This is a genomic window from Acidovorax sp. (genome assembly GCF_021287135.1).
Classification (GTDB): Bacteria; Pseudomonadota; Gammaproteobacteria; order Burkholderiales; family Burkholderiaceae_C; genus Acidovorax.
This window is the reverse complement of the sequence record NZ_JAJTBB010000040.1, coordinates 1-24,970: the sequence shown is the minus strand read 5'-3', so window position 1 is coordinate 24,970 and position 24,970 is coordinate 1. Positions and strand designations below refer to the sequence as shown.

At 67.8% G+C, this 24,970-nt stretch carries 18 protein-coding genes, 2 tRNA genes and 1 pseudogene; 11 read left to right on the top strand and 10 right to left on the bottom strand.

What is annotated here, in order from left to right:
- From LWW96_RS10225 to LWW96_RS10215, 3 genes are all read left to right on the top strand, one after another.
- The coding region (locus tag LWW96_RS10225; protein WP_291486605.1) for a VWA domain-containing protein at positions 1-1,785 on the top strand (1,785 nt) is incomplete at its 5' end.
- Positions 1,786-1,906: 121 nt separating this feature from the next.
- Complete coding sequence (locus LWW96_RS10220; RefSeq protein WP_291486603.1) at positions 1,907-2,698, top strand: Crp/Fnr family transcriptional regulator; 792 nt, start codon at positions 1,907-1,909, stop codon at positions 2,696-2,698.
- A gap of 104 nt (positions 2,699-2,802) precedes the next feature.
- Positions 2,803-4,086, top strand: a complete 1,284-nt coding sequence (locus tag LWW96_RS10215; RefSeq protein WP_291486601.1) for an aminotransferase class I/II-fold pyridoxal phosphate-dependent enzyme — start codon at positions 2,803-2,805, stop codon at positions 4,084-4,086.
- A 96-nt stretch (positions 4,087-4,182) separates the two neighbouring features.
- Here the strand turns inward: LWW96_RS10215 and egtB are convergent, their stop codons facing one another.
- The 5 genes from egtB to purL form a co-directional block, all read right to left on the bottom strand.
- Positions 4,183-5,385, bottom strand: coding sequence for an ergothioneine biosynthesis protein EgtB (gene egtB, locus LWW96_RS10210; RefSeq protein WP_291486599.1), 1,203 nt, complete (start codon positions 5,383-5,385; stop codon positions 4,183-4,185).
- Positions 5,386-5,398: 13 nt separating this feature from the next.
- Positions 5,399-6,316 (bottom strand): L-histidine N(alpha)-methyltransferase, encoded by a 918-nt coding sequence (gene egtD, locus LWW96_RS10205; protein ID WP_291486597.1) that lies wholly within the window; start codon positions 6,314-6,316, stop codon positions 5,399-5,401.
- A gap of 267 nt (positions 6,317-6,583) precedes the next feature.
- Positions 6,584-7,174, bottom strand: coding sequence for an OmpW family outer membrane protein (locus LWW96_RS10200; protein ID WP_291486594.1), 591 nt, complete (start codon positions 7,172-7,174; stop codon positions 6,584-6,586).
- A gap of 114 nt (positions 7,175-7,288) precedes the next feature.
- On the bottom strand, positions 7,289-8,278 hold the full coding sequence (locus tag LWW96_RS10195; RefSeq protein WP_291486592.1) for a DUF808 domain-containing protein: 990 nt from the start codon (positions 8,276-8,278) through the stop codon (positions 7,289-7,291).
- A gap of 381 nt (positions 8,279-8,659) precedes the next feature.
- Positions 8,660-12,667, bottom strand: coding sequence for a phosphoribosylformylglycinamidine synthase (gene purL, locus LWW96_RS10190; protein ID WP_291486591.1), 4,008 nt, complete (start codon positions 12,665-12,667; stop codon positions 8,660-8,662).
- Positions 12,668-12,814: 147 nt separating this feature from the next.
- Between purL and map the strand changes: the two genes are divergently transcribed.
- Positions 12,815-13,630, top strand: a complete 816-nt coding sequence (gene map / locus LWW96_RS10185; RefSeq protein ID WP_291486590.1) for a type I methionyl aminopeptidase — start codon at positions 12,815-12,817, stop codon at positions 13,628-13,630.
- 100 nt (positions 13,631-13,730) lie between these two features.
- Positions 13,731-16,322 carry a [protein-PII] uridylyltransferase gene (locus LWW96_RS10180; RefSeq protein ID WP_291486588.1) on the top strand — a complete coding sequence of 864 codons (2,592 nt, stop codon included), beginning with the start codon at positions 13,731-13,733 and terminating at the stop codon, positions 16,320-16,322.
- 70 nt (positions 16,323-16,392) lie between these two features.
- Here the strand turns inward: LWW96_RS10180 and def are convergent, their stop codons facing one another.
- Complete coding sequence (gene def / locus LWW96_RS10175) at positions 16,393-16,932, bottom strand: peptide deformylase (protein ID WP_291486586.1); 540 nt, start codon at positions 16,930-16,932, stop codon at positions 16,393-16,395.
- A gap of 123 nt (positions 16,933-17,055) precedes the next feature.
- Between def and LWW96_RS10170 the strand changes: the two genes are divergently transcribed.
- The 6 genes from LWW96_RS10170 (at position 17,056) to LWW96_RS10145 (ending at position 20,300) form a co-directional block, all read left to right on the top strand.
- A complete protein-coding gene (locus LWW96_RS10170) occupies positions 17,056-17,514 on the top strand; it encodes a YbaN family protein (RefSeq protein WP_291486584.1) in 459 nt (152 codons plus the stop codon).
- A 42-nt stretch (positions 17,515-17,556) separates the two neighbouring features.
- Positions 17,557-17,632, top strand: a tRNA-Asn gene (locus LWW96_RS10165).
- Between the two features lie 53 nt (positions 17,633-17,685).
- Positions 17,686-17,761: transfer RNA gene (locus LWW96_RS10160), tRNA-Asn, on the top strand.
- 138 nt (positions 17,762-17,899) lie between these two features.
- Entirely contained in the window at positions 17,900-18,655 is a 756-nt protein-coding gene (gene aat / locus LWW96_RS10155) for a leucyl/phenylalanyl-tRNA--protein transferase (protein ID WP_291486583.1), read from the top strand.
- Positions 18,652-19,413 carry an arginyltransferase gene (locus LWW96_RS10150; RefSeq protein ID WP_291486581.1) on the top strand — a complete coding sequence of 254 codons (762 nt, stop codon included), beginning with the start codon at positions 18,652-18,654 and terminating at the stop codon, positions 19,411-19,413. Before aat ends, LWW96_RS10150 begins: the two co-directional genes overlap by 4 nt.
- 56 nt (positions 19,414-19,469) lie before the next feature.
- Positions 19,470-20,300, top strand: a complete 831-nt coding sequence (locus tag LWW96_RS10145) for an IclR family transcriptional regulator (protein ID WP_291486580.1) — start codon at positions 19,470-19,472, stop codon at positions 20,298-20,300.
- 225 nt (positions 20,301-20,525) lie between these two features.
- Here LWW96_RS10145 and LWW96_RS10140 read toward each other — a convergent pair whose 3' ends face one another.
- The 4 genes and pseudogenes from LWW96_RS10140 to LWW96_RS10125 all read right to left on the bottom strand — a co-directional run.
- Positions 20,526-21,602 (bottom strand): serine hydrolase, encoded by a 1,077-nt coding sequence (locus LWW96_RS10140; protein WP_291486578.1) that lies wholly within the window; start codon positions 21,600-21,602, stop codon positions 20,526-20,528.
- 114 nt (positions 21,603-21,716) lie between these two features.
- A complete protein-coding gene (locus LWW96_RS10135; protein ID WP_291486576.1) occupies positions 21,717-23,255 on the bottom strand; it encodes a 2-isopropylmalate synthase in 1,539 nt (512 codons plus the stop codon).
- Between the two features lie 218 nt (positions 23,256-23,473).
- Entirely contained in the window at positions 23,474-24,307 is an 834-nt protein-coding gene (gene pssA / locus LWW96_RS10130; RefSeq protein ID WP_291486574.1) for a CDP-diacylglycerol--serine O-phosphatidyltransferase, read from the bottom strand.
- Between the two features lie 194 nt (positions 24,308-24,501).
- A pseudogene (locus tag LWW96_RS10125) lies at positions 24,502-24,970 on the bottom strand (ketol-acid reductoisomerase); the annotation flags it as partial.

Below are 24,970 nucleotides of genomic sequence, written 5' to 3'. Positions count from 1 at the left end.
CTGCGCTGCGGCGGCGGCCCGGCGGGCCTGCGCATCGGGGCCGCCGCCGCCCGCGGCCACGGCGGCCCGCGCGGCTGGGCGCAGCGCGTGGCCGGCAGCGGCACGCGTGCGGCCCTGCCGGAGCTGCACAGCGACCTGCTGGCCCTGCCGCCCACGGTGGCGGTGTTTGCAGACAAGGCGCTGAATCGATCGCTCTACCTCTGGCTGGCCGCCCTCGCCTCGCAGTGGGGCACGGCGAACCCGCCGCAGGGCAGCGGCTGGCTGGGGCACAACCTGGCCGCCGCACGCGCCACGCTGGGCACCTTTCCGGGCCTGGCCGGTCCCTACGCGCAGCTCCTCCAGGCCCAGCTGGCGCTGCGGCCTGCGCTCGCCACGCTGCGCGGGCCCGCCGCCGAGGCCGAGGGCTGGGTGCAGCGCGCCTTGCGGGGTGAACTGGAAGACCTCTTGCCATCGGGCCCGCTCTGGCCCGCAGGGCTCGGCCCCGCCGCCGTGGCGCCCGTGTGGCTGTGGCTCGACGGCGGCGACGGCACGGCGGGCGAGTCCGCGGCCGTGCGCAAGGCGCAACCGCCAGCACCGCAGGCTGCGCCAGACGCTGCGGCAGCGCCCGCCCCGGAAGACCGCACGCGCCGCAAGGCCGAGCGGGTGCGCGACGAGCGCCACGCCGCGCCGCTGATGCTGTTCTTCCGCGCCGAGTCCATCCTCTCCTGGGGCGAGTTCACCAAGGTGCAGCGCGCCGACGACGACAGCGACGATGGCAACGCACTGGAAGCCGCCCGCGACATGGACGTGCTCGCCATTGCCGACGACCCGGGCAACGCCAACCGCCTGGCCGCGCGCGTGCGCTTCGACTTGGACCTGCCCAGCGCCGCGGCCGACGACGTGGCCCTGGGCCCCGGCGAACACCTGCCCGAGTGGGACTGGAAGGCCGGCGTGCTGCGGCCTGCGCACTGCGCCGTGCAATGCCGCGTGGCGCGCGACGCGGCACCGTTCACGCCCCCTGCCCAGCTGCGCACCACCGTGCGCCAGGTGCGCCGGCGCCTGGAAGTGCTGCGCGCAGCCCCCTTGCGCGCGCACGCCCAGGCCGACGGCGATGAACTGGACGTGGACGCCTGGGTGCGCCACGCCGCCGACGCGGCCGCCTGGCGCAGCGAATCCCCCGCCGTGTGGCAGCGCCGCGTGCGGGCCGAGCGCAGCCTGGCCACCCTGCTACTGGCCGACCTGTCGCTCTCCACCGACGCGCACGTGGCGGGCGCGGGCCAGCCCATGCGCGTGGTGGACGTGATCCGCGATGCGCTGTATGTGTTTGGCGAGGCACTGGCCGCCGGTGGCGATACCTTCGAGATGCTGGGTTTCAGCTCCGTGCGGCGCCAGAACGTGCGCATCCAGCACCTCAAGGGCTTTGACGAAGCCTGGACCGGCACCGCCCAGGCCCGGGTCGGCGCCATCAAACCCGGCTACTACACGCGCATGGGCGCCGCCATCCGCCACGCCACGGCGCGCCTGGCCGCGCGGCCCGAGCGCCAGCGCCTGCTGCTGCTGCTGACCGATGGCAAGCCCAACGACCTGGACGTGTACGAAGGCCGCTACGGGCTGGAGGACACGCGCCATGCGGTGCAGGAGGCGCGCGCGCAAGGCCTCACGCCCTTCGCGGTGACCATCGACGACGCGGGCCACGACTACCTGCCCTACCTCTTCGGCCAGCAGGGCTATGCGCTGGTGCACCGCCCGCGCGACCTGGCGCAGCGGTTGGCGGCGGTGTACAGCCAGATCACCCGGCAGCAGTAAAAGGGGGGCCTGAGCACCTGTCCACAGGTTGCACCGCCGGAAGTTTATTGACTGAAGTCATGAAGATGCATTCAATATTCTTGTTTAATGGCGCATCCCCACCGACCCACGAGCCTGCGCCATGGACATCCGGCAGTTCGACATCCCCCGCTACCTCTCGGCCCTGCCGCTGTTTCAGGAATCCACCCCCGAGGAACTGGTGCGCCTGGCCACCGGCTGCCGGCTGCGGCGGTTCGCGCGCGGCGACAGCGTCTTTCGCGTGGGCACGCCGTGCGAGGAGTTCCACGTCACGGTGCTGGGCCAGGTGAAGCTGTTTGCCCTCTCGCCCGCGGGGCAGGAGAAGGTGATCGAGCTGGTGGGCCCCGGCATGAGCTTTGCCGAAGCGCTGATGTTCACCGGCAAGCCCTACATCATCAACGCCCAGGCGCTGTCCGACACCCTGCTGCTGAGTGTGGACAAGGCCACGGTGGAGCGCGAGATTGAGGCCGACCCGCGCTTTGCCATGCGCATGCTGGCGGGCATCTCGCGCCGGCTGCACGGGCTGGTGCATGACGTGCAGACCTACACGCTGCACAGCGGCATGCAGCGCGTCATCAGCTACCTGCTGCACGAGCTGCCCGAGGGCGCGAACGACGCCGCCGCCATGGCGCTGGCCTGCGCGGGCCACGGCCAGCGGCACGCCCCGGGGGGCCAGAGCATCACGCTGCCGGTGAGCAAGGCCACCATTGCCTCGCGCCTGTCGCTCACGCCCGAATACTTCTCACGCGTGCTGCACGAGCTGGAAGACGCCGGCCTGATCCGCATGGACAAGCGCGACATCCATATCCCCGATGCTGCGCGGCTGGCCGAGCACACCTGGGCCGAACCCGGCGGCCGCCGTGCGGCACCCGCTGGCCAGGCGCTGCCTGCATAAGCTCATCACGAAGGATTGGATGGCCCGGCCGCCATCCGGTGCAAGAATGGCCCCGCTGCGGCACCCGCCGCGCCTCCATTCAACCTGAGAAGGACCCTTGCACCATGAAGATCGAGACCCTGGCCGTCCACGCTGGCTACAGCCCCGACCCCACCACCAAGGCGGTGGCCGTGCCCATCTACCAGACGGTGGCCTATGCCTTCGACAGCGCCCAGCACGGCGCGGACCTGTTCGACCTGAAGGTGCCGGGCAACATCTACACCCGCATCATGAACCCCACGACCGACGTGCTGGAAAAGCGCGTCGCGGCGCTGGAAGGCGGCATTGCCGCGCTGGCCGTGGCCTCGGGCATGGCGGCCATCACCTACGCCATCCAGACCATTGCCGAGGCGGGCGACAACATCGTGTCGGCCAGCACGCTCTACGGCGGCACCTACAACCTGTTTGCCCACACGCTGCCCCAGCAAGGCATCACCACCCGCTTTGCCGACCCGCGCGACCCGGCCAGCTTTGCGCAGCACATCGACGCGCGCACCAAGGCCATCTTTGTCGAATCCATCGGCAACCCGCTGGGCAACGTGACCGACATCGCGGCCATCGCCAAGGTGGCGCACGACCACGGCGTGCCTCTGATCGTGGACAACACCGTGCCCAGCCCCTACCTGCTGCGCCCCATCGAGCACGGGGCCGACATCGTGGTGCACTCACTCACCAAGTACCTGGGCGGCCACGGCAACAGCGTGGGCGGCGCCATCGTGGACAGCGGCAAGTTCCCGTGGGCGCAGCACAAGGCGCGCTTCCCGCGCCTGAACGAGCCCGACGTGAGCTACCACGGCGTGGTCTACACCGAAGCCCTGGGCCCCGCCGCCTTCATCGGCCGCGCGCGCGTGGTGCCGCTGCGCAACACGGGGGCGGCGCTGTCGCCGCAAAGCGCGTTTTTGATCCTGCAAGGCATCGAGACTCTGGCGCTGCGCATGGACCGCATCTGCGACAACACGCTGGCGCTGGCCCAGTACCTGCGAAGCCACCCCAAGGTGGAATGGGTGCGCTACGCGGGCCTGCCCGACCACCCCGACCACGCCATCGTGCAGCGCCAGCTGGGCGGCCGCGCCTCGGGCATCCTGAGCTTCGGCCTCAAGGGCAGCGACGCCGACCCGCGCGCAGCCGGAGCGCGCTTCCTGGATGCGCTGCAGCTCTTCACGCGCCTGGTGAACATCGGCGACGCCAAGTCGCTGGCCACGCACCCCGCCTCCACCACGCACCGCCAGCTCAACCCCGAGGAACTCGCCAAGGCCGGCGTGAGCGAGAGCATGGTGCGCCTGTCGGTGGGCATCGAGCACATCGACGACCTGCGGGCCGACCTGGCGCAGGCACTGGAGAAGGTGTGATCCGCTGAGCGGCTCTGGGGGCGCGCGGAATCACAGGTCTTTTTGGCCTCTAGCGCGCTTCCAGCAAGCGCAATAAGCTATTAAAACAATAGCAAATCAGGCGTCGCGCGCCAGCCGCACGCCGGTGAACTGCCACCGCGCCGTGGCCGGAAAGAAGTTGCGGTAGGTGCTGCGCGCATGCCCCGGCGGCGTGGCGCACGAGCTGCCGCGCAGCACGTACTGGTTGACCATGAACTTGCCGTTGTATTCGCCCACCGCGCCAGCGGCCGGGCGAAAACCCGGGTACGGCGCGTAGCTGGACTGCGTCCACTGCCAGGCCGCGCCAAAAAGCTGCTGCAGCGCGCCGCCCTCGGGCCCGCTGCGGGCCGCGGCGTGCTCCCATTCGGCCTCGGTGGGCAGCCGTGCGCCCGCCCAGCGCGCATAGGCATCGGCCTCGTAGTACGACAGGTGCACCGCGGGCCGCTCGGCCTGCAGGGGCTGCACACCGTCCAGGGTGAACACCTGCCACGCCGCGCCCGGCCCGCGCTGCCAGTACAAGGGATGCTCCAGCCCCTGGGCCGTGCGCCAATCCCAGCCTTCGGCGAGCCAATGGGCGGGGTCGTGGTAGCCCCCGGCCTCCACAAACGCCAGGTACTCGGCCTGGGTGACCAGGCGAGAGGCCAGCGCGTAAGGCTGCAGGTACACCCGGTGGCGCGGGCCTTCGTTGTCAAAGGCAAACCCCGCGCCGGCGTGGCCGGTGTCGACCAAGCCGCCGTCCCACGCGGTCCATTCCAGCGCACCGTGGGCGGACGGCATCTGCGGCGCCTGCGGGCTTGGGGCATAGGCCGGCAACAGCGGGTTGCAGGACAGCAGGTGCAGCACGTCGGTGAGCAGCAGCTCCTGGTGCTGCTGCTCGTGCTGCAGGCCCAGTTCGACCAGCGCGCCCAGGGCGGGGTCGCGGGCCACGCGGGGCATCAGGCGCTCCATGCGGGCGTCCACGTCGGCCCGGTAGGCCAGCACCTCCTGCAGCCCGGGCCGCGTGAGCAAGCCCCGTTGCGGGCGCGGGTGCTTGGCGCCCACGCCGTTGTAGTAGGAGTTGAACAGCACCCGGAACGCGGGCGCGAACGGCGCAAACCCGGGCTCGTGGGCTTCCAGCACAAAGGTCTCGAAAAACCAGGTGGTGTGCGCCAGGTGCCATTTGGCCGGGCTGGCGTCGGGCATGGACTGCGCGCAGCAGTCCTCCGCCGAGAGGGGCTGGACCAGGGCGAGCGAGCGGCCGCGCACGGCGGCGTAGCGGGACAGCAGATCGGTTTCCGTCATGGGCAACGGCCGCTCACGGGCGGGCATGGACCACGGCAAACCAGCCGCGCTCGTCGGTCCACGCCTGTGCCTGCGAGAACCCCGCGCGCGCCAGCATGTCGGTGAACACGGGCAAGGGGACTTTGTAGCTGTTCTCCGTATGGATGCGCTCGCCCCGCTCAAAGAACCGTCCGCCCCCGGACCAGCGCACCTGCAGGTCTTCGCGGGCCTCCAGGTGCATCTCGATGCGCGAATCCCGGGCATTGAAGAACGCGCGGTGCTGCCACTGGTCCGTGTCGAAATCGCTGCCGATGAGCCGGTTGATGTGCCGCAGCATGTTGAGGTTGAACGCAGCGGTCACCCCGGCCGCGTCGTCGTAGGCGGCCTCCAGCACCGCGATGTCCTTGGGCAGGTCGATGCCGATCAGCAGGCCGCCGTCCGCATCGACCAGCTCGCGCATGTGGGTGAGCAGCTCCACCGCCTGGGGCGGGTCGAAATTGCCGATGGACGACCCGGGGTAGAAGATCAGGCGGCCGGCGCGCGGAATGTCGCGGGGCAGGTCCACGCCCTGGGTCAGGTCCCCCGCCAGCGCACGCGCATCCAGGCCGGGAAACGCCGCGCGCAGTCCGGCCACGGCCTCTTCCAGAAAGTCGTCGGAGATGTCCACGCCCACAAAGCAGGCCGGCCGGATCAGCGCGCACAGCGCCCGGGCCTTCTGGCAGTTGCCCGCACCCAGCTCCACCAGGACACGCCCCGGCCCCACGGCGTGCGCAATGGCCTGCGCATGCTGGCGCATGAGCGCGGCTTCGGTGCGGGTGGGGTAGTACTCGGGCAGGCGGGTGATGGCCTCGAACAATTCGGAGCCCCGCTGGTCGTAGAAGTACTTGGGTGAGAGGTGTGCGGGCCGCTGGGCAAGCCCGTGCGTGATGTCGGTGTAGCGAGGCAGGAGCATGGGTGGTCAAGCGCCGGTCAAGCGGCGGGGTGGTCATCGGAGATCAACGGCGCCAGCGGCACGCCGTGCCACCGCGGCCATTGTGCGGGATTTGCCTCGTGCCCGCTTGTAGGCCAATGCCCAGTGTCCAGTGTCCCGTGCGCAGTGCCCAGTGCCCGCCTCCGGGCGGCTGGCCATAAAAAAAAGGCTGGCGCAGGCGCCAGCCTTTTCCCCTTGGAAGAACTCTTGCTATCCGCGAATGCAGGGGCCCACCCGGCCCCGGCATCCTTAGAAGCGCCAGCCCAGACCCACGCCCACCAGAACGGGATCCACCTTGAAGGTGCCAGCCTTGACGCCAGCAGCGCTCACGTCGGTCTTGATGTAGACCTTCTTCACGTCGAAGTTCAGGTACAGGTTCTTGGACAGGGGGATGTCCACGCCGGCTTGCAGGGCGGGGCCGAAGCTGTTGCGGTCGATGTCCACGCCAGCAGGCAGGTTCACGCTGGAGAAGCGGGTGTAGTTCAGGCCGGCACCGACGTAGGGCTTGAAGCCGCCCAGGTCAAAGTGGTACTGCACCGTGAGGGTCGGGGGCAGGTGCTTGAGGGAACCGATGGCCGTGCCGCCAGCGCGCAGCGTGTGCTTCTGGGGCACCGTCAGGATCAGCTCGGCAGCGATGTTCTTGTTGAAGAAGTAGGTGATGTCGACTTCGGGGATGGTCTTGTCATTGATCGTCAGACCCAGGCCCGTGCTGTCCTTGTTGGCGCTGTCCAGGTTCACAGCGCGCGCGCGGACCATCCAGGGACCTTCTGCTTGTTGCGCCATCGCAGCGCCAGAAGACAGAACACACAGAGCGGCTACAGCCAGCAGAGTTTTTTTCATGGTGATTTCGCATCGGTTGGACGGGGACGGCCCCCGTGCATGCATTGGACTGCGCCCTCACCCCGCCGACCTTGCCTTACCTCAAGGTCTGCGCACCCCTGGGGCACATACCCCTCAGGAAACCGTGGATTTGCCCCGCAGACGTTGCAACAACGCAACAGCCGCCAGCACGAGGGCTCCCGCCAGGACGCCGGCCACGGCATTGAGCAGATTGGGCACGAGCACATGCCACACGGCCCCGGCCGGCCAAGCGGCCGCGGCCGCACCGGCGCCTTCCACGGCGTGGTGCAGCACAGGGATGCCGTGCACCAGGATTCCGCCACCCACCAGGAACATGGCCGCCGTGCCCGCCACGGACAGGGCCTTCATGAGCCCCGGCGCCGCGCGCAGGATGCCCGCGCCAATGGCCTGGGCCGCACGGCTGCCCTTGCCACGCAGCCACACGCCCAGGTCGTCCAGCTTGACGATGCCGGCCACCAGGCCATAGACACCCATCGTCATGATGACGGCAATGCCCGCCAGCACCGTGAGCTGCTGCAGGAACGGCGCCGTGGCCACCGTGCCCAGCGTGATGGCAATGATCTCGGCCGACAGCACGAAGTCGGTGCGCACAGCCCCTTTGATCTTTTCCTTTTCAAATGCCACCAGGTCCACGGCCGGGTTGGCATTGGCCTGGGCGTGGCTTTCGCGCTCGGCGGCATCCTCGTGCGCGGTATGCAGCACCTTGTGCATCACCTTTTCAAAGCCTTCGAAGCACAGGAAGGCGCCCCCCACCATCAGCAAGGGCGTGACGGCCCAGGGGGCGAACGCGCTGATCAACAGTGCCAACGGCACCAGGATGACCTTGTTGAGCAGCGACCCCTTGGCCACGGCCCACACCACCGGGATCTCGCGTTCGGCCCGCACGCCCGTGACCTGCTGGGCGTTCAGCGCCAGATCGTCCCCCAGCACCCCCGCCGTCTTCTGCGCAGCCACCTTGGTCATGACCGACACATCGTCCGCCATGGCCACGCTCTTCTTGGCCGCCACCTTGGTCATCAGGGCCACGTCATCCAGGATGGTGGCAATGTCGTCAAGCAGGGCAAGCAAGCTGCCAGCGGCCATGGGATGTCCTCGGGATCAATGAAAAACGCTGACTATAGCAACGCACCAAGACAGGCCCGCGCCAGACAACACCGCATGAAAAACGGGGCCGAAGCCCCGTTGAAACCGAACCACCGCCGTGGTGCCCGAGGTGGCGCAAGCCTCGCGGTGCCAAGCGCCGCCACGTCCGTCAAAAGCGCGCAGCCCCAACGCCAGGGCAGCCAAGCAAGGGCCGCCCCGCAGCGAGGGCTGCGTCCCCCTTCCCGAATCGCGCCAGCGATTCGAGAGAAGGGGCTGAGGGCCGCGGCTCCGAGCCTGCCTGCGCAGGCTTGGACAGCCCGAAGAGCTGTCGCCTCTGGCGACCAGCACCGAGCGGCACAGCGCCTCAGGGGGATCGCCCTGCTACCCCACCCACTTGCGCGCATTGCGCCAGATGCGCATCCAGCCGCTGAACTGCGACTTGTCCTCGCTGGTCCAGCTCATCTGCACGTTGCGGAACACGCGCTCGGGGTGCGGCATCATGGCCGTGAAGCGGCCGTCCGCCGTGGTCACGGCCGTGAGGCCGCCGGCGCTGCCGTTGGGGTTGAACGGGTACTGCTCGGTGGCGCGGCCATGGTGGTCCACGAAGCGCATGGCCGCAATGGCCTTGTCGGCGTTGCCGCGGTACTTGAAGTTGGCGTAGCCCTCGCCGTGCGCCACGGCAATCGGCAGGCGGCTGCCCGCCATGCCCTGCAGGAACAGGCTGGGCGACTCCAGCACTTCCACCAGCGACAGGCGGGCCTCGAAGCGCTCGCTCTGGTTGGTGGTGAAGCGCGGCCAGTCCTGCGCGCCGGGGATGATGTCGGCCAGCTCGGCAAACATCTGGCAGCCGTTGCACACGCCCAGGCCGAACGTGTCGGCGCGGCCGAAGAAGCCCTGAAACTGCGCGGACAGCACCGGGTTGAAGGTGATGGACCGCGCCCAGCCGATGCCCGCGCCCAGCGTGTCACCGTAGCTGAAGCCGCCGCAGGCCACCACGCCCTTGAAGTCCTCCAGCTTGACGCGGCCGGTCTGCAGGTCGGTCATGTGCACGTCAAAGGCCTCGAAGCCCGCCTCGGTGAAAGCGTAGGCCATCTCGATGTGCGAGTTCACGCCCTGCTCGCGCAGGATGGCGACCTTGGGTCGCGACAGGTTCACGTAGGGAGCCGCCACGTCCTCCGCCGCGTCGAAGGTGAGGTGCACGTGCAGGCCCGGGTCGGCGGCCTCGCCCGCTGCGGCGTGCTCGGCGTCGGCATTGGCGGGGTTGTCGCGCTGCTGGCAGATCTTCCAGCTCACGGCGTCCCACACCTGGTGCAGGTCCGTGAGCTGGGCGCTGAACACGGCCTTGGCGTCGCGCCAGACCTGCAGCTCGCCCTTGCCCGCGTCGATGGTGGACGACTGGGGCCGCGTCTTGCCCACGAAGTGGCTGAACTTGGACAGGCCGTGCTCGCGCAGCACCTGCATCACCTCGTTGCGCTCGGCCGTGCGCACCTGCAGCAGCACGCCCAGTTCTTCGTTGAACAGCGCCTTGAGCGTGAGTTCCTCGCGGCGGGCGCTGACTTGCTGCGCCCAATTCTTGGCGTCGCCGGTGTCCATGCGGCTGTCGCTCACGCCGTCGCCTTCGGTCACCAGCATGTCCACGTTCAGCGCCACACCCACATGGCCGGCAAAGGCCATTTCGGCCGCCGCTGCCAGCAGGCCGCCGTCGCTGCGGTCGTGGTAGGCCAGGATGCGGCCCTGGGCGCGCAGCGCGTTCACGGCGTTGACCAGGTTCACCAGGTCCTGCGGGTCGTCCACATCGGGCACCACGTCGCCGCTTTGCTCCAGCGTCTGGCCCAGGATGCTGCCGCCCATGCGGTTCTGGCCCTTGCCCAGATCGATCAGCACCAGGGTGGTGTCGTCCTCGGTGGCGTCGAGCTGGGGCGTGAGCGTGCCGCGCACATCGGCGAGCGAGGCGAACGCGCTCACGATCAGGCTGACGGGCGAGGTGACTTTTTTCTTCTCGGCCCCGTCGCTCCACTGCGTGCGCATCGACAGCGAATCCTTGCCGACCGGGATGCTGATGCCCAACGCGGGGCACAGCTCCATGCCCACGGCCTTCACGGTCTCGTACAGCGCGGCGTCCTCGCCGGGTTCGCCGCAGGCGGCCATCCAGTTGGCGGACAGCTTCACGCGGGGCAGCTCGATGGGCGCGGCCAGCAGGTTGGTGATGGCTTCTGCCACCGCCATGCGGCCCGACGCGGGGGCGTTGATGGCGGCCAGCGGCGTGCGCTCGCCCATGCTCATCGCTTCACCCGCAAAGCCCTTGTAATCGGCCAGCGTCACGGCGCAGTCGGCCACGGGCACCTGCCAGGGGCCGACCATCTGGTCGCGGTGGCTGAGGCCGCCCACCGTGCGGTCGCCAATGGTGATGAGGAAGCGCTTGGACGCCACCGTGGGGTGGGCCAGCACGTCGATCACGGCCTTTTGCAGCGGCACGCCGGTCAGATCCATGGGGGCGAACTCGCGGGCCACGGTGGTCACGTCGCGGTGCATCTTGGGCGGCTTGCCCAGCAGCACGTCCATGGGCATGTCCACGGGCAGCTTCTGGTCGCCCGCCACCACGGCGGTGTCTTCCAGCACCAGCTGGCGCTGCTCGGTGGCCGTGCCGATCACGGCGAAGGGGCAGCGCTCGCGCTCGCAGAAGGCCTGGAACAGCGGCAGCGACCCGGGCGCGATGGCCAGCACATAGCGCTCCTGGCTTTCGTTGCTCCAGATTTCCTTCGGGCTCATGCCCGACTCTTCCAGCGGCACGGCGCGCAGGTCGAAGCGTGCGCCCCGCCCTGCATCGTTGGTCAACTCGGGGAAGGCGTTGGACAGGCCGCCCGCGCCCACGTCGTGGATCGCCAGGATGGGGTTGTTGCTGCCCTGCGCCCAGCAGTGGTTGATGACCTCTTGCGCACGGCGCTCGATCTCGGGGTTGCCGCGCTGCACGGAGTCAAAGTCCAGCTCGGCCGCATTGGTGCCCGTGGCCATGGAACTGGCCGCGCTGCCGCCCATGCCGATGCGCATGCCGGGGCCGCCCAGCTGGATGAGCAGCGAGCCGGCGGGGAATTCGATCTTCTTCGTCAGCTCGGCATCGATGATGCCCACGCCGCCCGCGATCATGATGGGCTTGTGGTAGCCGCGCTGCACGCCGCCCACGTTCTGCTCGTATTCGCGGAAGTAGCCGTTCAGGTTGGGGCGGCCGAATTCGTTGTTGAAAGCGGCGCCGCCCAGCGGCCCTTCGACCATGATCTGCAGCGGGCTGGCGATGTGCTCGGGCTTGCCCACGGCAGAGCCCCAGAGCTTGGACACGGTGAAGCCCGTGAGGCCGGCCTTGGGCTTGGAGCCGCGGCCGGTGGCGCCCTCGTCGCGGATCTCGCCGCCCGCGCCGGTGGAGGCGCCGGGGAACGGCGAGATGGCCGTGGGGTGGTTGTGCGTTTCCACCTTCATCAGCACATGGTGGGTAGCGCTGCTTTTTTGATAGCTGCTAGCGCTTTCCACATCAGCGCCAGAGGCTATTTTTGCCACAAATCGCTCCACCGCATGGCCTTCCATGATGGAGGCGTTGTCGGAGTACGCCACCACCGTGTGCTGGGGCGCCAGCTGGTGGGTGTTGCGGATCATGCCGAACAGCGATTTTTCTTGCGCCACGCCGTCGATGGTGAACTGGGCGTTGAAGATCTTGTGGCGGCAGTGCTCGCTGTTGGCCTGCGCGAACATCATCAGCTCCACATCGGTGGGGTTGCGCGCCAGGCCCGTGAAGGCGTTGACCAGGTAGTCGATCTCGTCATCGGCCAGCGCCAGGCCGAAGCGGGCGTTGGCCTCTTCCAGTGCCTGGCGGCCGCCGCCCAGCACGTTCACGTGCTCCATGGGCGCGGGCTGCAGTTCGGTGAACAGGGCTGCCGCGGCCGCGCGGTCCGCCACCACGGATTCGGTCATGCGGTCGTGCAGCAGGGCGGCCACCTGGGCCAGCTGCTCTGCGGTGAGCTCGGGCGCCTTGCCCAGCAGGCCGCTCTTGAGGCTGACGCGGTATTCCGTGATGCGCTCCACCCGGCGGATGGCCAGGCCGCAGTTGCGCGCGATGTCCGTGGCCTTGGACGCCCACGGCGAGAGCGTGCCCAGGCGGGGCGTCACGACCAGCGCCGCGCCGTCGGCAGGCCCCTGGTAGGGGTCGCCATAGGTCAGCAGCGCGGTCAGCCGCTCCTGCTCGGCCGGGGCGGGCGCCGCATCGGTGGCGACCAGGTGCACGAAACGCGCTGCAATGCCGCTGATCTTGGGGTGGATCGCCTCCAGGGCGGGTTGAAGTTGCTGAGCGCGGAAGGCGCTGAGGGCGTTGCCGCCCGCCAGCGTGGTGATGTGCAAGGTCACGGTAGCGGCCTGTTGGGGAGTGAGGGGTACGTGGATGCGCCGCACCGCAAGAAAGGCCCGGGGGGGCCACTGCGGGGGCAACCCCGCATTTTACCGGGCTGTCCGGCCGCCCCTGCGCGCTTGCAGGCCCAATGGGATAATTGGGGCATGAGCATCAACATCAAAAGCGCCGAGGACATCGAGGGCATGCGCGTTGCCTGCCGTCTGGCCTCCGAAGTGCTGGACTACATCGCACCGCACATCAAGCCCGGCATCACCACCAAGGAAATCGACCGCCTGGGCGCGGAATGCATGGCCCAGCAGGGCACCGTGTCCGCCACCGTGGGCTACCAGCCGCCCGGCTACCCGCCCTATCCGGCCTCGCTGTGCACCTCGGTCAACCACGTGGTGTGCCACGGCATCCCCAACGACAAGCCACTGAAGAAGGGCGACATCGTCAACGTGGACGTCACCGTCATCACCCAGGACGGGTGGTACGGGGACAACAGCCGCATGTACCTGATCGGCGAATGCTCCATCGCCGCCAAGCGGCTGTCCTCCATCACTTTCGAGGCCATGTGGCACGGCATCCTGCAGGTCAAGCCCGGCGCCCGCCTGGGCGACATCGGCCACGCGATCCAGAAGTTCGCGGAAGGCCACGGCTTTTCCATCGTGCGCGAGTTCTGCGGCCACGGCATCGGCCGCAAGTTCCATGAAGAGCCGCAGGTGCTGCACTACGGCCGCCCCGGCACGCTGGAAGAGCTCCAGCCCGGCATGGTGTTCACCATCGAGCCCATGATCAACGCCGGCCGCCGCGAGGTGAAGGAATTCGGCAACGATGGCTGGACCATCGTGACCAAGGACCACAGCCTGTCGGCCCAGTGGGAACACACCGTGCTCGTCACCCCGACGGGGTACGAGGTCATGACCCTGTCCGCCGGTTCGCCGCCGCTGCCGGCTTTCGTGAAGGCCACGGCCACCTGACCCGGGGCCGGCCCGCCCCCGCCGCCCCCCGGGCGGGCGCAGCCCAGCACAACTCTTGCATGGCAATTTTCATGGCCCCTTACCTGCGCGCACCACGACCATGACAGACCTCCATGCCCTGCGGGACACCTACCGCAGCGACAAAGCCGCCCTGCTGGCCGCCCTGCAGGCCACCGGAGCCTCCACCCGCGGCATCCACCAGCTGCTGCGCAAGCTCTCCGCGCTGGCGGGCGGTCTGCTGCAGACGCTGTGGCGGCGCGCCGAACTGCCGCAGGACATGGCCCTGGTGGCCGTGGGCGGCTTCGGGCGCGACCAGCTCTTTCCCCACTCCGACGTCGACGTGCTGCTGCTGCTGCCCGAGGACATGGCGCCGCAGGCGGGCAGCGCGCTGCGCACCCAGATCGAGGGCTTCATCGGCAGCTGCTGGGACGCGGGCCTGGAGATCGGCTCCAGCGTGCGCACCGTGGCGGAGTGTCTGGCCGAAAGCGCGGGCGATGTCACCGTGCAGACCTCGCTGCTGGAAGCCCGCCAGGTGTGCGGCAGCGCGGCGCTGTTCGACGAGTTCCAGCGCCAGTACCGCGCGCAGATGGACCCGCAGGCCTTCCTGGTGGCCAAGACGCTGGAGATGCGCCAGCGCCACACCAAGTACGAGAACACGCCCTACGCCCTGGAGCCCAACTGCAAGGAATCCCCCGGCGGCCTGCGCGACCTGCAGATGATCCTGTGGGTGGCCCGCGCCGCGGGCCTGGGCAGCACCTGGAAGGAACTGGCCGCCAGCGGCATGGCGACGGCCTTCGAGGTGCAGCAGATCGAGCGCAACGAAGCCCTGCTGTGCCTGATCCGCGCGCGCCTGCACGCCGCCGCCGGCCGGCACGAAGACCGGCTGGTGTTCGACCTGCAGACCGCCGTGGCCGAATCGTTCGGCTACCGCTCGCTCTCGCCCGACGGCGCGCGCCTGCCCATGCGCGCCAGCGAGACGCTGATGCGCCGCTACTACTGGGCGGCCAAGGCCGTATCGCAGCTCAGCCAGATCCTGCTGCTCAATATTGAAGAGCGGCTGAACCCCTCCACGCACGAGCCGCGCCCCCTCAACGAGCGCTTTTTCGAGAAGGCCGGACTCATCGAGGTGGCCAGCGACGACCTGTACCAGCGCGAGCCGCACGCCATCCTGGAGACCTTCCTGCTCTACCAGACCACGGTGGGCCTCAAGGACCTGTCGGCCCGCACGCTGCGCGCCCTGTACAACGCGCGCGGCGTGATGGACAGCGCCTTCCGCCGCGACCCGGTGAACCGGGCCAACTTCATGCGCATCGTGCAGCAGCCCTCGGGCATCACGCACGCCATGCGGCTGATGAACCAGACCTCGGTGCTGGGCCGCTACCTGTGGCCCTTCCGGCGCATCGTGGGCCAGATGCAGCACGACCTGTTCCACGTCTACACCGTGGACCAGCACATCCTGATGGTGCTGCGCAACGTGCGCCGCTTCTTCATGGCCGAACACGCGCACGAATACCCGTTCTGCTCGCAGCTGGCCGGCGGCTGGGACAAGCCCTGGATCCTGTACCTGGCAGCGCTGTTCCACGACATCGGCAAGGGCCGGGGCGGCGACCATTCGGTCATCGGCGCGCAGGAAGTGCGGCGCTTTTGCCGCGAGCACGGCGTGGCGCGCGAGGACGCGCAGCTCATCGAGTTCCTCGTCAGCGAGCACCTGTCAATGAGCCGCATCGCGCAGAAGGAAGACCTGTCGGACCCGGACGTGATCGGCGCCTTCGCCCGGCGCGTGGGCAACGAGCGCTACCTCACCGCGCTGTACCTGCTGACGGTGGCCGACATCCGCGGCACCAGCCCCAAAGTGTGGAACGCCTGGAAGGGCAAGCTGCTGGAAGACCTGTACCGCGCCACGCTGCGCACGCTGGGCGGCCGCGCGCCCGACGCCGCCGCCGAGATCGAGGCCCGCAAGCGCGAAGCCCTGGTGCTGCTGGCCCTCAATGCCCTGCCCCACCAGGCGCACAAGGCCCTGTGGGACACGCTGGACGTGAGCTACTTCATGCGGCACGAAGCGGCCGACATAGCCTGGCACACGCGCCACCTCTCGCGCCAGGTGGGCACGGCCAAGCCCGTGGTGCGCGCACGCCAGTCCCTGGCCGGCGAAGGCCTGCAGGTCATGGTGTACGCGGCCGACCAGGCCGATTTGTTCGCACGCATCTGCGGCTATTTCGACCGCGCGGGCTTTTCCATCCTGGACGCGCGGGTGCACACGGCCAACAACGGCTACGCGCTGGACACGTTCCAGGTCGTGGCCTCCTCCCAGCCCGGGCACTACCGGGAACTCACGCACATGGTCGAGAGTGACCTGATGCGCGTCATCGAGGCCGGCGGGCCGCTGCCCGAGCCCGCCCGCAAGCGCGTGTCGCGGCGGGTGAAGAGTTTTCCGGTGGCGCCGCGCGTGACCTTGCGTCCGGACGAAAAAGCCCAGCGCTGGCTGCTGGCCATTTCCGCCAGCGACCGCGCCGGCCTGCTCTACCTGGTGGCACGCATCCTGGCGCAGCACCATCTGAATGTGCAGCTGGCCAAGGTCAGCACCCTGGGCGAGCGGGTGGAAGACACCTTCCTGGTGCAAGGCCCCGAGCTGCAGAACAACGCGCGCCAGATCGAGATCGAGACGGAGCTGCTGCAAGCGCTGTCGGACTGAGTCCGACCGCTATCAAAACAAGAGCTGCTAGCGCCCGCTGGACGGGCGCAGAAGCCTGTTTTGTGCCCAATCAGTCATCTTCCGCCGCGCCGATGTCCGGAAACAGCACCTCGGTGAAGCCGAACTGCGTGAAGTCCCGCACACGCATGGGGTAGAGCTTGCCGATCAGGTGGTCGCACTCATGCTGCACCACCCGGGCGTGAAAGCCCTCCACCGTCCGGTCGATGGGATCGCCATAGGGGTCGAAGCCCGTGTAGCGGATGCGCGACCAGCGCGGCACCTTGCCCCGCAGGCCCGGCACGGACAGGCAGCCTTCCCAGTCCTCTTCCTCGGCATCCCCCAGCGGAGTGATCACGGGGTTGATGAGCACCGTGGGCGGGACCTGCGGGCGGTCCGGGTAGCGTGGATTGCGCTCGTTGGAACCGAAGATGACCAGTTGCAAGTCCACCCCGATCTGCGGCGCCGCCAGCCCGGCACCGTTCACCGCGCGCATGGTGTCGAACAGGTCCCGCACCAGCAGGTGCAAGGCATCGGTATCGAACTCCGCCACGGGCTGGGCCACGCGCAGCAGGCGGGGGTCGCCCATTTTCAGGATGGTGTGAACGGTCATGGAAGCAGCAGGGCAAGGACAACAACGCAAGGGGTGGCGAACGCCGGGCCGGCACGGATTGCCGGCCCTCTGCCAGCATAACGCGGCCAGTGCGCCCGCCGTGGATGCCAGACAATAGCCACCATGCCCGCGCCGCGCCCCGACGACCTTCCGCAGCAGGACGACGCCCCCGCCGATCCCCCCCTGCGCCCCCTGCCCTGGCCGGTGCGCGCGCTGCTGCAGCTGTTTGCCCTGCTGTGCCTGGGCCTGGGCATCCTGGGCGTCATCGTGCCCGGGCTGCCCACCACGGTGTTCATCCTGATGGCCGCCTGGGCGGCGGCGCGCAGCTCGCCCCGCCTGTACCGCTGGCTGTGGAACCACCGCCTGTTCGGTCCCCTGCTGCGCAACTGGGCGCAGGGGCGCTGTGTGAGCCGCCGGGCCAAATGGAGCGCGGCTCTGGTCATGTCCCTGAGCACCGCCATTCTCTGGCTGGCGCCGACCCCGCGCTGGGCAGCCATCCTGGCCACGCTGTGCATGGCCTGCGTGCTGGCCTGGCTGTGGCGGCGCCCCGAACCGCCCGCAACGACAAAACCTGCCGGCTGACTTTCTGGCGGGTTGTTTTTGTGTATATAATCTAAGTCTTGTTCCTCGATAGCTCAGTCGGTAGAGCGCCGGACTGTTAATCCGTAGGTCCCTGGTTCGAGCCCAGGTCGAGGAGCCAAGTTTTTTGCAGGCCCTGCAGGAGTTGAGCGGGGCCTTTTGCATACCGATCATTCCTCAATAGCTCAGTCGGTAGAGCGCCGGACTGTTAATCCGTAGGTCCCTGGTTCGAGCCCAGGTTGAGGAGCCACACAAACCCACCATGTTCACGCATGGTGGGTTTTTTGTTGCCCTTGCGCTGACCGGCACCACGCCGGGTGCACCGGTGCCGGACAATCGGCGGCATTGTCTTCATGCCCTGCGCACGGACCCCGCGCCACCTTCTCCGATGCCTGCCCAAATTCCCTGGCTGGAACCCCACGATCCCTTTCCCCCACCCTCCTGCGCCTGGGGGCCGGACGACCCCGCGCCCGGGCTGCTGGCCGCCGGCGGCGCGCTGGACGTGCGCCACCTGCGGGCCGCCTATGCCCAGGGCACGTTCCCGTGGTTCAGCCCCGGGCAGCCCATCCTGTGGTGGGCGCCCGACCCGCGCATGGTCCTGCCCGTGGCAGAGTTCAAGCTGCACCGGTCCTTGCGCCGGACCCTGCAAGCCTTCCGCGCACGCCCGGACTGCGAGATCCGCGTGGACACGGATTTCCGCAGCGTCATCACGGCCTGCGCCACCAAGGAGCGCGAGGGCCAAGCGGGCACCTGGATCGTGCCCGCCATGGTGGAGGCCTACACCCAGCTCCATGCCGCGGGGCTGGCCCACAGCGTGGAGACCTGGGTGGACGGCCGGCTGGTGGGCGGGCTGTACTGCGTGGCCCTGGGCCAGGCCGTGTTTGGCGAGTCGATGTTTGCCCATGCCACCGATGCCTCGAAAATCGCCCTGGCCGCGCTGGTCGGCCTGTGCCGCCACCAGGGCGTGGCCCTGATCGACTGCCAGCAGAACACCCGGCACCTGGCCTCGCTGGGCGGCCGCGAGATCCCGCGGGCACAGTTCCTGCAGCACATGGATGGCGCGCAGCGGCAGCCGCCGCTTCGGTGGCAGTTCGACCCCGTATACTGGACCGCGCTGCTGCCCCGCAACGAGCCCCCGGCATGACGCAACTTAACGACCTCCCACTGCAAACCCTGCAGTTCTACGCGACAGCGCCCTACCCCTGCAGCTACCTGCCGGACCGGCAAGCGCGCTCGCAGGTCGCCACGCCCAGCCACCTGATCCAGAACGACGTGTACTCCGAGCTGGTGGCCAAGGGCTTCCGCCGCAGCGGCATGTTCACCTACCGCCCGTACTGCGACGGCTGCCAGGCGTGCACGCCGCTGCGGGTGCTAGCCGGTGAATTCCGGCCAGACCGCAGCCAGCGGCGCGCCGCCACGCGCCACGGCAACCTGCAGGCGCGGGTGCTGCGCCTGTGTTTCGTGCCCGAGCACTACCAGCTCTACCTGCGCTACCAGAATGGCCGCCACGCGGGCGGCGGCATGGACCACGACAGCATCGACCAGTACACGCAGTTTTTGCTGCAAAGCCGGGTGAACTCGCGGCTGGTGGAGTTTCGCGAAACCGACAGCGCGACGGGTGAACCCGGCGCGCTCAAGATGGTGTCCATCCTGGACGTGCTGGACGACGGCCTTTCGGCCGTGTACACCTTCTACGAACCCGAGCCCCACTGCAGCTATGGCACCTACAACGTGCTGTGGCAGATCGCGCAGGCCCAGTCGCTGGGGCTGCCCCATGTGTACCTGGGCTACTGGATCGAGGCCAGCACCAAGATGCGCTACAAGGCCCGCTTCCATCCCCACGAAATCCGCACCGACGGCGAATGGCGCCGCGGCGCGTGCGCCAGCCTGGCGCAGGCGTGACCGGCGGAACGGCATTTCACAAGATAAAATATGGCGGCCTCCACTGCCCTGCCGCCATGAAAAAGCCCGACCCCAGCACTTCCACGAAACCCAGCGTTCAGGTGCTGGAACGCATGTTCATGCTGATCGATGTGCTGGCGTCGCGCGAGGAAGCCATCTCCCTCAAGGAGATCAGCGAAAAAACCGGGCTGCACCCCTCCACCACCCACCGCATCCTGAACGACCTCACGATCGGGCGCTTCGTGGACCGGCCTGAGTCCGGCAGCTACCGCCTGGGCATGCGGCTGCTGGAGCTGGGCAACCTGGTGAAGGCCCGCCTGAGCGTGCGCGACGCAGCATTCGGCCCCATGCGCAACCTGCACAAGCTGATCCAGCAGCCTGTCAACCTGAGCATGCGCCAGGGCGACGAAATCGTGTACGTGGAGCGCGCCTACAGCGAGCGCTCCGGCATGCAGGTGGTGCGCGCCATTGGTGGCCGCGCGCCTTTGCACCTCACCTCCACAGGCAAGCTCTTCCTGGCGCTGGACGATCCGCAGCGCGTGCGCGCCTACGCCACCCGCACAGGGCTGGCCGGCCACACGCGCAACAGCATCACGCAGCTGCCAGTCCTGGAACGCGAACTCGCCAAGGCCCGCCAGTACGGCATTGCCCGCGACAACGAAGAACTGGAACTGGGCGTGCGCTGCATGGCTGCCGGCGTCTACGACGACCAAGGGAAGCTCGTGGCCGGCCTGTCCATTTCTGCCCCCGCAGACCGGCTGGACGAGGGCTGGTTGCCCAAGCTGCAGGCCACGGCCCACGAGATCTCGCTGGCGCTGGGCTATACGCCGGGCATGGAAGCAACGGGCTCCTCCGCCGAGGACGGCCTGCATTCGGCACTCCGCTAGCGCCGCCGCTGGCGCTGCTGCCCGCCTCAGCACTGGCGCTGAGCGCCTTGGGCGCCCGCAGCGAGCGAACCGGCCCTACGCAGGCGCAGCCAGGCGCCAGAAGGGGCCAACAGCTGGACACGGGGCACAACAGACACCCACGATCCCATAAAAAAACCGGTGTGGCATCGCGGCCAGACCGGTTTTTTGTTGTGCGCGGCGGCTTGGACCGCGCAATGCGTTGCGCTAGCCGTTGGTGTTGGCGCGCGCGTGCAGCGGGGCACCCAGGGAAGCCTTGGACTCCACCCAGTGGCGCACGCGCTCGGCGTCGCCCAGGCGGCTGAACTTGCCGGCCGAGTCCAGGAACACCATGATCAGCTTGCGGCCCGCCACCTGGGCCTGCATCACCAAGCAACGGCCGGCCTCGGAGATGTAGCCGGTCTTCTGCAGGCCGATGTCCCAGGTAGGGTTCTTCACCAAGCCGTTCGTGTTGTTGTACTGCAGTGTCCGGGCGCCCACGGCAACTTCGTAGCTGGGCGACGTGGACAGCTCGCGCAGCAGCGGATCGCCATGCGCAACATTCACCAAGGTGGCCAGATCCCGGGCGCTCGACTGGTTGCGGCTGGACAGGCCGGTCGGCTCAACATAGCGCGTATCCGCCATGCCCAGCTGCCGCGCCTTGTTGTTCATCAGGCCCACAAAGGTCTCCAGACCGCCGGGGTAGGTGCGCCCCAGTGCATGGGCGGCCCGGTTTTCGCTCGACATGAGCGCCAGGTGCAGCAGCTCACCCCGGGTCAGGGTGGTGCCCACGGTCAAGCGCGAGCGGCTGCCCTTTTCCGTGTCCACGTCGTCCTGGGTGATGGTGATGGGCTCCTCCATGGGCAGCTTGGCCTGCGAGATGAGCAGCCCGGTCATGAGCTTGGTCAGCGAAGCAATGGGCAGCACGGCATGGTCGTTCTTGCTGAGCAGCACTTCCTTCGTGTCCTGGTCGATGACCAGGGCCACGCTGGACTTCAGGTCCAGCGGATCGCTGACCTCGTGCAAGCCGGCCAGTTGCCCGAACGATTGCGGGGCCGGCACGAAAGCGACCCGCGTGGGAGCCTTCGCGGTTTTGGCGGTGACCCGCACGGCCTTGGTATGGGCGGCCACCTTGCGCGCTGGGACAGCGCGTTTGGAGGCGGAGGAACTGGCGTGGTGCTTTTTGGCGGGAGCCTTGGTGCGCTCGCCAGCCTGCGCGGCTGGCAGGGCCATCGCCGTGCTGACGACAACCAGACCCAAAAGCCCTAGAAAACGACTCACTGCAGCGCGGTGGCGGTGGTGCATCAAAGCGCTCCAAACGGTAATAAGTGTTGAGCAGTGTACCGAATCAAAAAAATCGCGCAAGATCAATGGCTTGCGCGATTCTTCGAGAAAGTGAGTGAATTATAGATGCTCTGCTCAACCCTGTGCGGCCACCCGATCAGCTTTACTTTGTAATTTGTTCAGGGCGCTCAGGTAGGCCTTGGCAGAAGCCACGACGATGTCCGGGTCGGCGCCCACGCCATTGACCACGCGGCCGCTGTTTTGCAGGCGCACCGTCACTTCGCCCTGGCTCTCGGTGGAGCCGCTGATGGCGTTCACCGAGTACAGCACCATTTCCGCACCGCTCTTCACATGCGCCTCGATGGCCTTGAGCGAAGCATCCACCGGTCCGTTGCCTTCGGACTCGCTGCGCACTTCCTGCCCATCCACCGTGAAGACGATCCGCGCACGGGGCAGCTCGCCGGTTTCGCTTTGCTGAAACAGCGAGACAAACCCGTACTGCTCTTTTTCGGCCGTCACGCTCTCGTCACTCACCAGGGCCAGGATGTCCTCGTCAAAGATCTCGCTCTTGCGGTCGGCCAGCTCCTTGAACTTGGTGAAGGCGACGTTGATTTCGCTTTCGCTTTCCAGCTGCACGCCCAGTTCCTGCAGGCGCTGCTTGAAGGCGTTGCGGCCGCTGAGCTTGCCCAGCACGATCTTGTTGGCCGACCAGCCCACGTCTTCTGCGCGCATGATTTCGTAGGTGTCGCGGGCCTTGAGCACGCCGTCCTGGTGGATGCCGCTGGCGTGGGCAAAGGCGTTGGCCCCCACCACCGCCTTGTTGGGCTGCACCACGAAGCCGGTGGTCTGGCTGACCATGCGGCTGGCGGCCACGATGTGGCGGGTGTCGATGCCCAGGTCCAGGTTGAAGTAGTCGCGCCGCGTCTTGACCGCCATCACGACTTCTTCCAGCGAGCAGTTGCCCGCGCGCTCGCCCAGTCCGTTGATGGTGCATTCCACCTGGCGCGCGCCACCGATCTTCACGCCGGCCAGCGAGTTGGCGACCGCCATGCCCAGGTCATTGTGGCAGTGCACCGACCAGATGGCCTTGTCGCTGTTGGGAATGCGCTCGCGCAGGTTCTTGATGAAGTGGCCGTACAGCTCGGGAATCGCATACCCCACCGTGTCGGGCACGTTGATGGTGGTGGCACCCTCGGCAATCACGGCTTCAAGCACGCGGCACAGGAAATCGGGCTCGCTGCGGTAGCCGTCCTCGGGGCTGAATTCGATGTCGCTCACCAGGTTGCGGGCGAAGCGCACCGCCTGCTTGGCCTGCTCCAGCACCTGTTCGGGCGTCATGCGCAGCTTCTTCTCCATGTGCAGGGGGCTGGTCGCAATGAAGGTGTGGATGCGGGCGCTGTTGGCGCCCTTCAGGGCCTCAGCCGCACGCGAAATGTCGCGGTCGTTGGCACGCGACAGCGAGCAGATGGTCGAGTCCTTGATCGCATTGGCAATGGACTGCACCGCCTCGAAGTCACCATTGGAGCTGGCAGCAAACCCGGCCTCGATGACATCCACCTTCAAACGCTCGAGCTGGCGTGCAATGCGCAGCTTCTCGTCCTTGGTCATGGACGCGCCGGGGGACTGCTCGCCATCGCGCAAGGTGGTGTCAAAAATAATGAGCTTGTCAGCCATGTCAGTTCTCCTGGTATCGGTGGGTGGGGCCCCGCAACCTTCTTAAAAGTCCGGCGCCCAAAACAAAAGGCCCGTTGCGGGTGCATACGGGCCTTTGTGGAAAAAGTGTGCGCGTGCGCCTACTGCCTCCGCCCGTGGGGAGGTAGCAGTAGAGCCAGGGCAAACGTCTTCATGCGGTGCAATGTAGCACAACTCGTCCGGCACCGCGGTTGCAGGCATCACTGGTGCAAGCCGCGCTCGTCGGGCTCATCGGTGGAGGTGCTGATGACGCTGGTGTGCTGCCCCTTGGCCTTGCGCCACGCATAGACGCCATAGCCGCTCAGGCCGTAGCACACGAACACGCCGAACAACACGATGGGCGGGTGGATGTTGATGATGGCAATGCCCAGGGCGATCAGCACGATGACGGCGAACGGCACGCTCTTTTTCATCTGCACGTCCTTGAAGCTGTAGAACGGCACGTTGGTCACCATGGTGAGGCCCGCATACAGCGTGAAGCCGAACATGGTCCAGGCCGTCTCGTTCCAGGTGAGCCACAGGTCTTCGCCGGGGCGCTGCCCCAGCTCCGTCATCAGCCAGATGAAGCCAGCCACCAGCGCAGCAGCGGCCGGCGACGGCAGCCCCTGGAAATAGCGCTTGTCCACCACGCCCGTGTTCACGTTGAAACGGGCCAGGCGCAAGGCGGCGCAGGCGCAGTACACAAAAGCCGCGATCCACCCCCAGCGGCCCAAGCCATGCAGCGCCCACACGTAGGCGATCAGCGCAGGCGCCGCCCCGAAGGAAACCATGTCGGAGAGCGAATCCATCTGCTCGCCAAACGCGCTCTGGGTATTGGTCATGCGCGCCACGCGACCGTCCAGGCTGTCGAGCACCATGGCGCAGAAGACGCCCACGGCCGCCATGTCGAACCGGCCGTTCATCGCCATCACGATCGCGTAGAAACCGCCAAACAACGCCGCCAGCGTGAACAGGTTGGGCAGGATGTAGATGCCCTTGCGGCGCTTGCGCACCACCACGCCCGGGGTGTCGGTGGCCTCATTGCCATCATGCATCAAAAGAACCTCCAGCGCTTGCTGTTACTGCGCAAGCAGCTATTAAATTTATAGTATTTCAACCACCGCCCGCCCTGCCGGCCGGTGGCGGCTCGCCCTGCAGGCGAAGGAGGCAGTGTAGCGCCTGCCAACACCGCGCCGCGCCAATGAAAAAGGCCACCGAAGTGGCCTTGGGATGCGTCGAACGCAGCGCCTCAGTTGCGAGTCTGGTCCACCAGCTTGTTCTTGGCGATCCAGGGCATCATGGCGCGCAGCTGGCCGCCCACCTTCTCGATGGAATGGTCGGCGGTGTTGCGGCGGCGGGCCGTCATGCTCGGGTAGTTCAGGCGACCTTCCTGGATGAACATCTTGGCGTAGTCGCCGTTCTGGATGCGCTTCAGGGCGTTGCGCATGGCGGCGCGGGACTGCTCGTTGATGACTTCGGGGCCCGTCACGTACTCGCCGAACTCGGCATTGTTCGAGATCGAGTAGTTCATGTTGGCGATGCCGCCTTCGTAGATCAGGTCCACGATGAGCTTGAGCTCGTGCAGGCACTCGAAGTAGGCCATTTCAGGAGCGTAGCCGGCTTCGACCAGGGTTTCGTAGCCCATCTTGATCAGCTCGACGGCACCGCCGCACAGCACGGCCTGTTCGCCGAACAGGTCGGTCTCGGTCTCTTCCTTG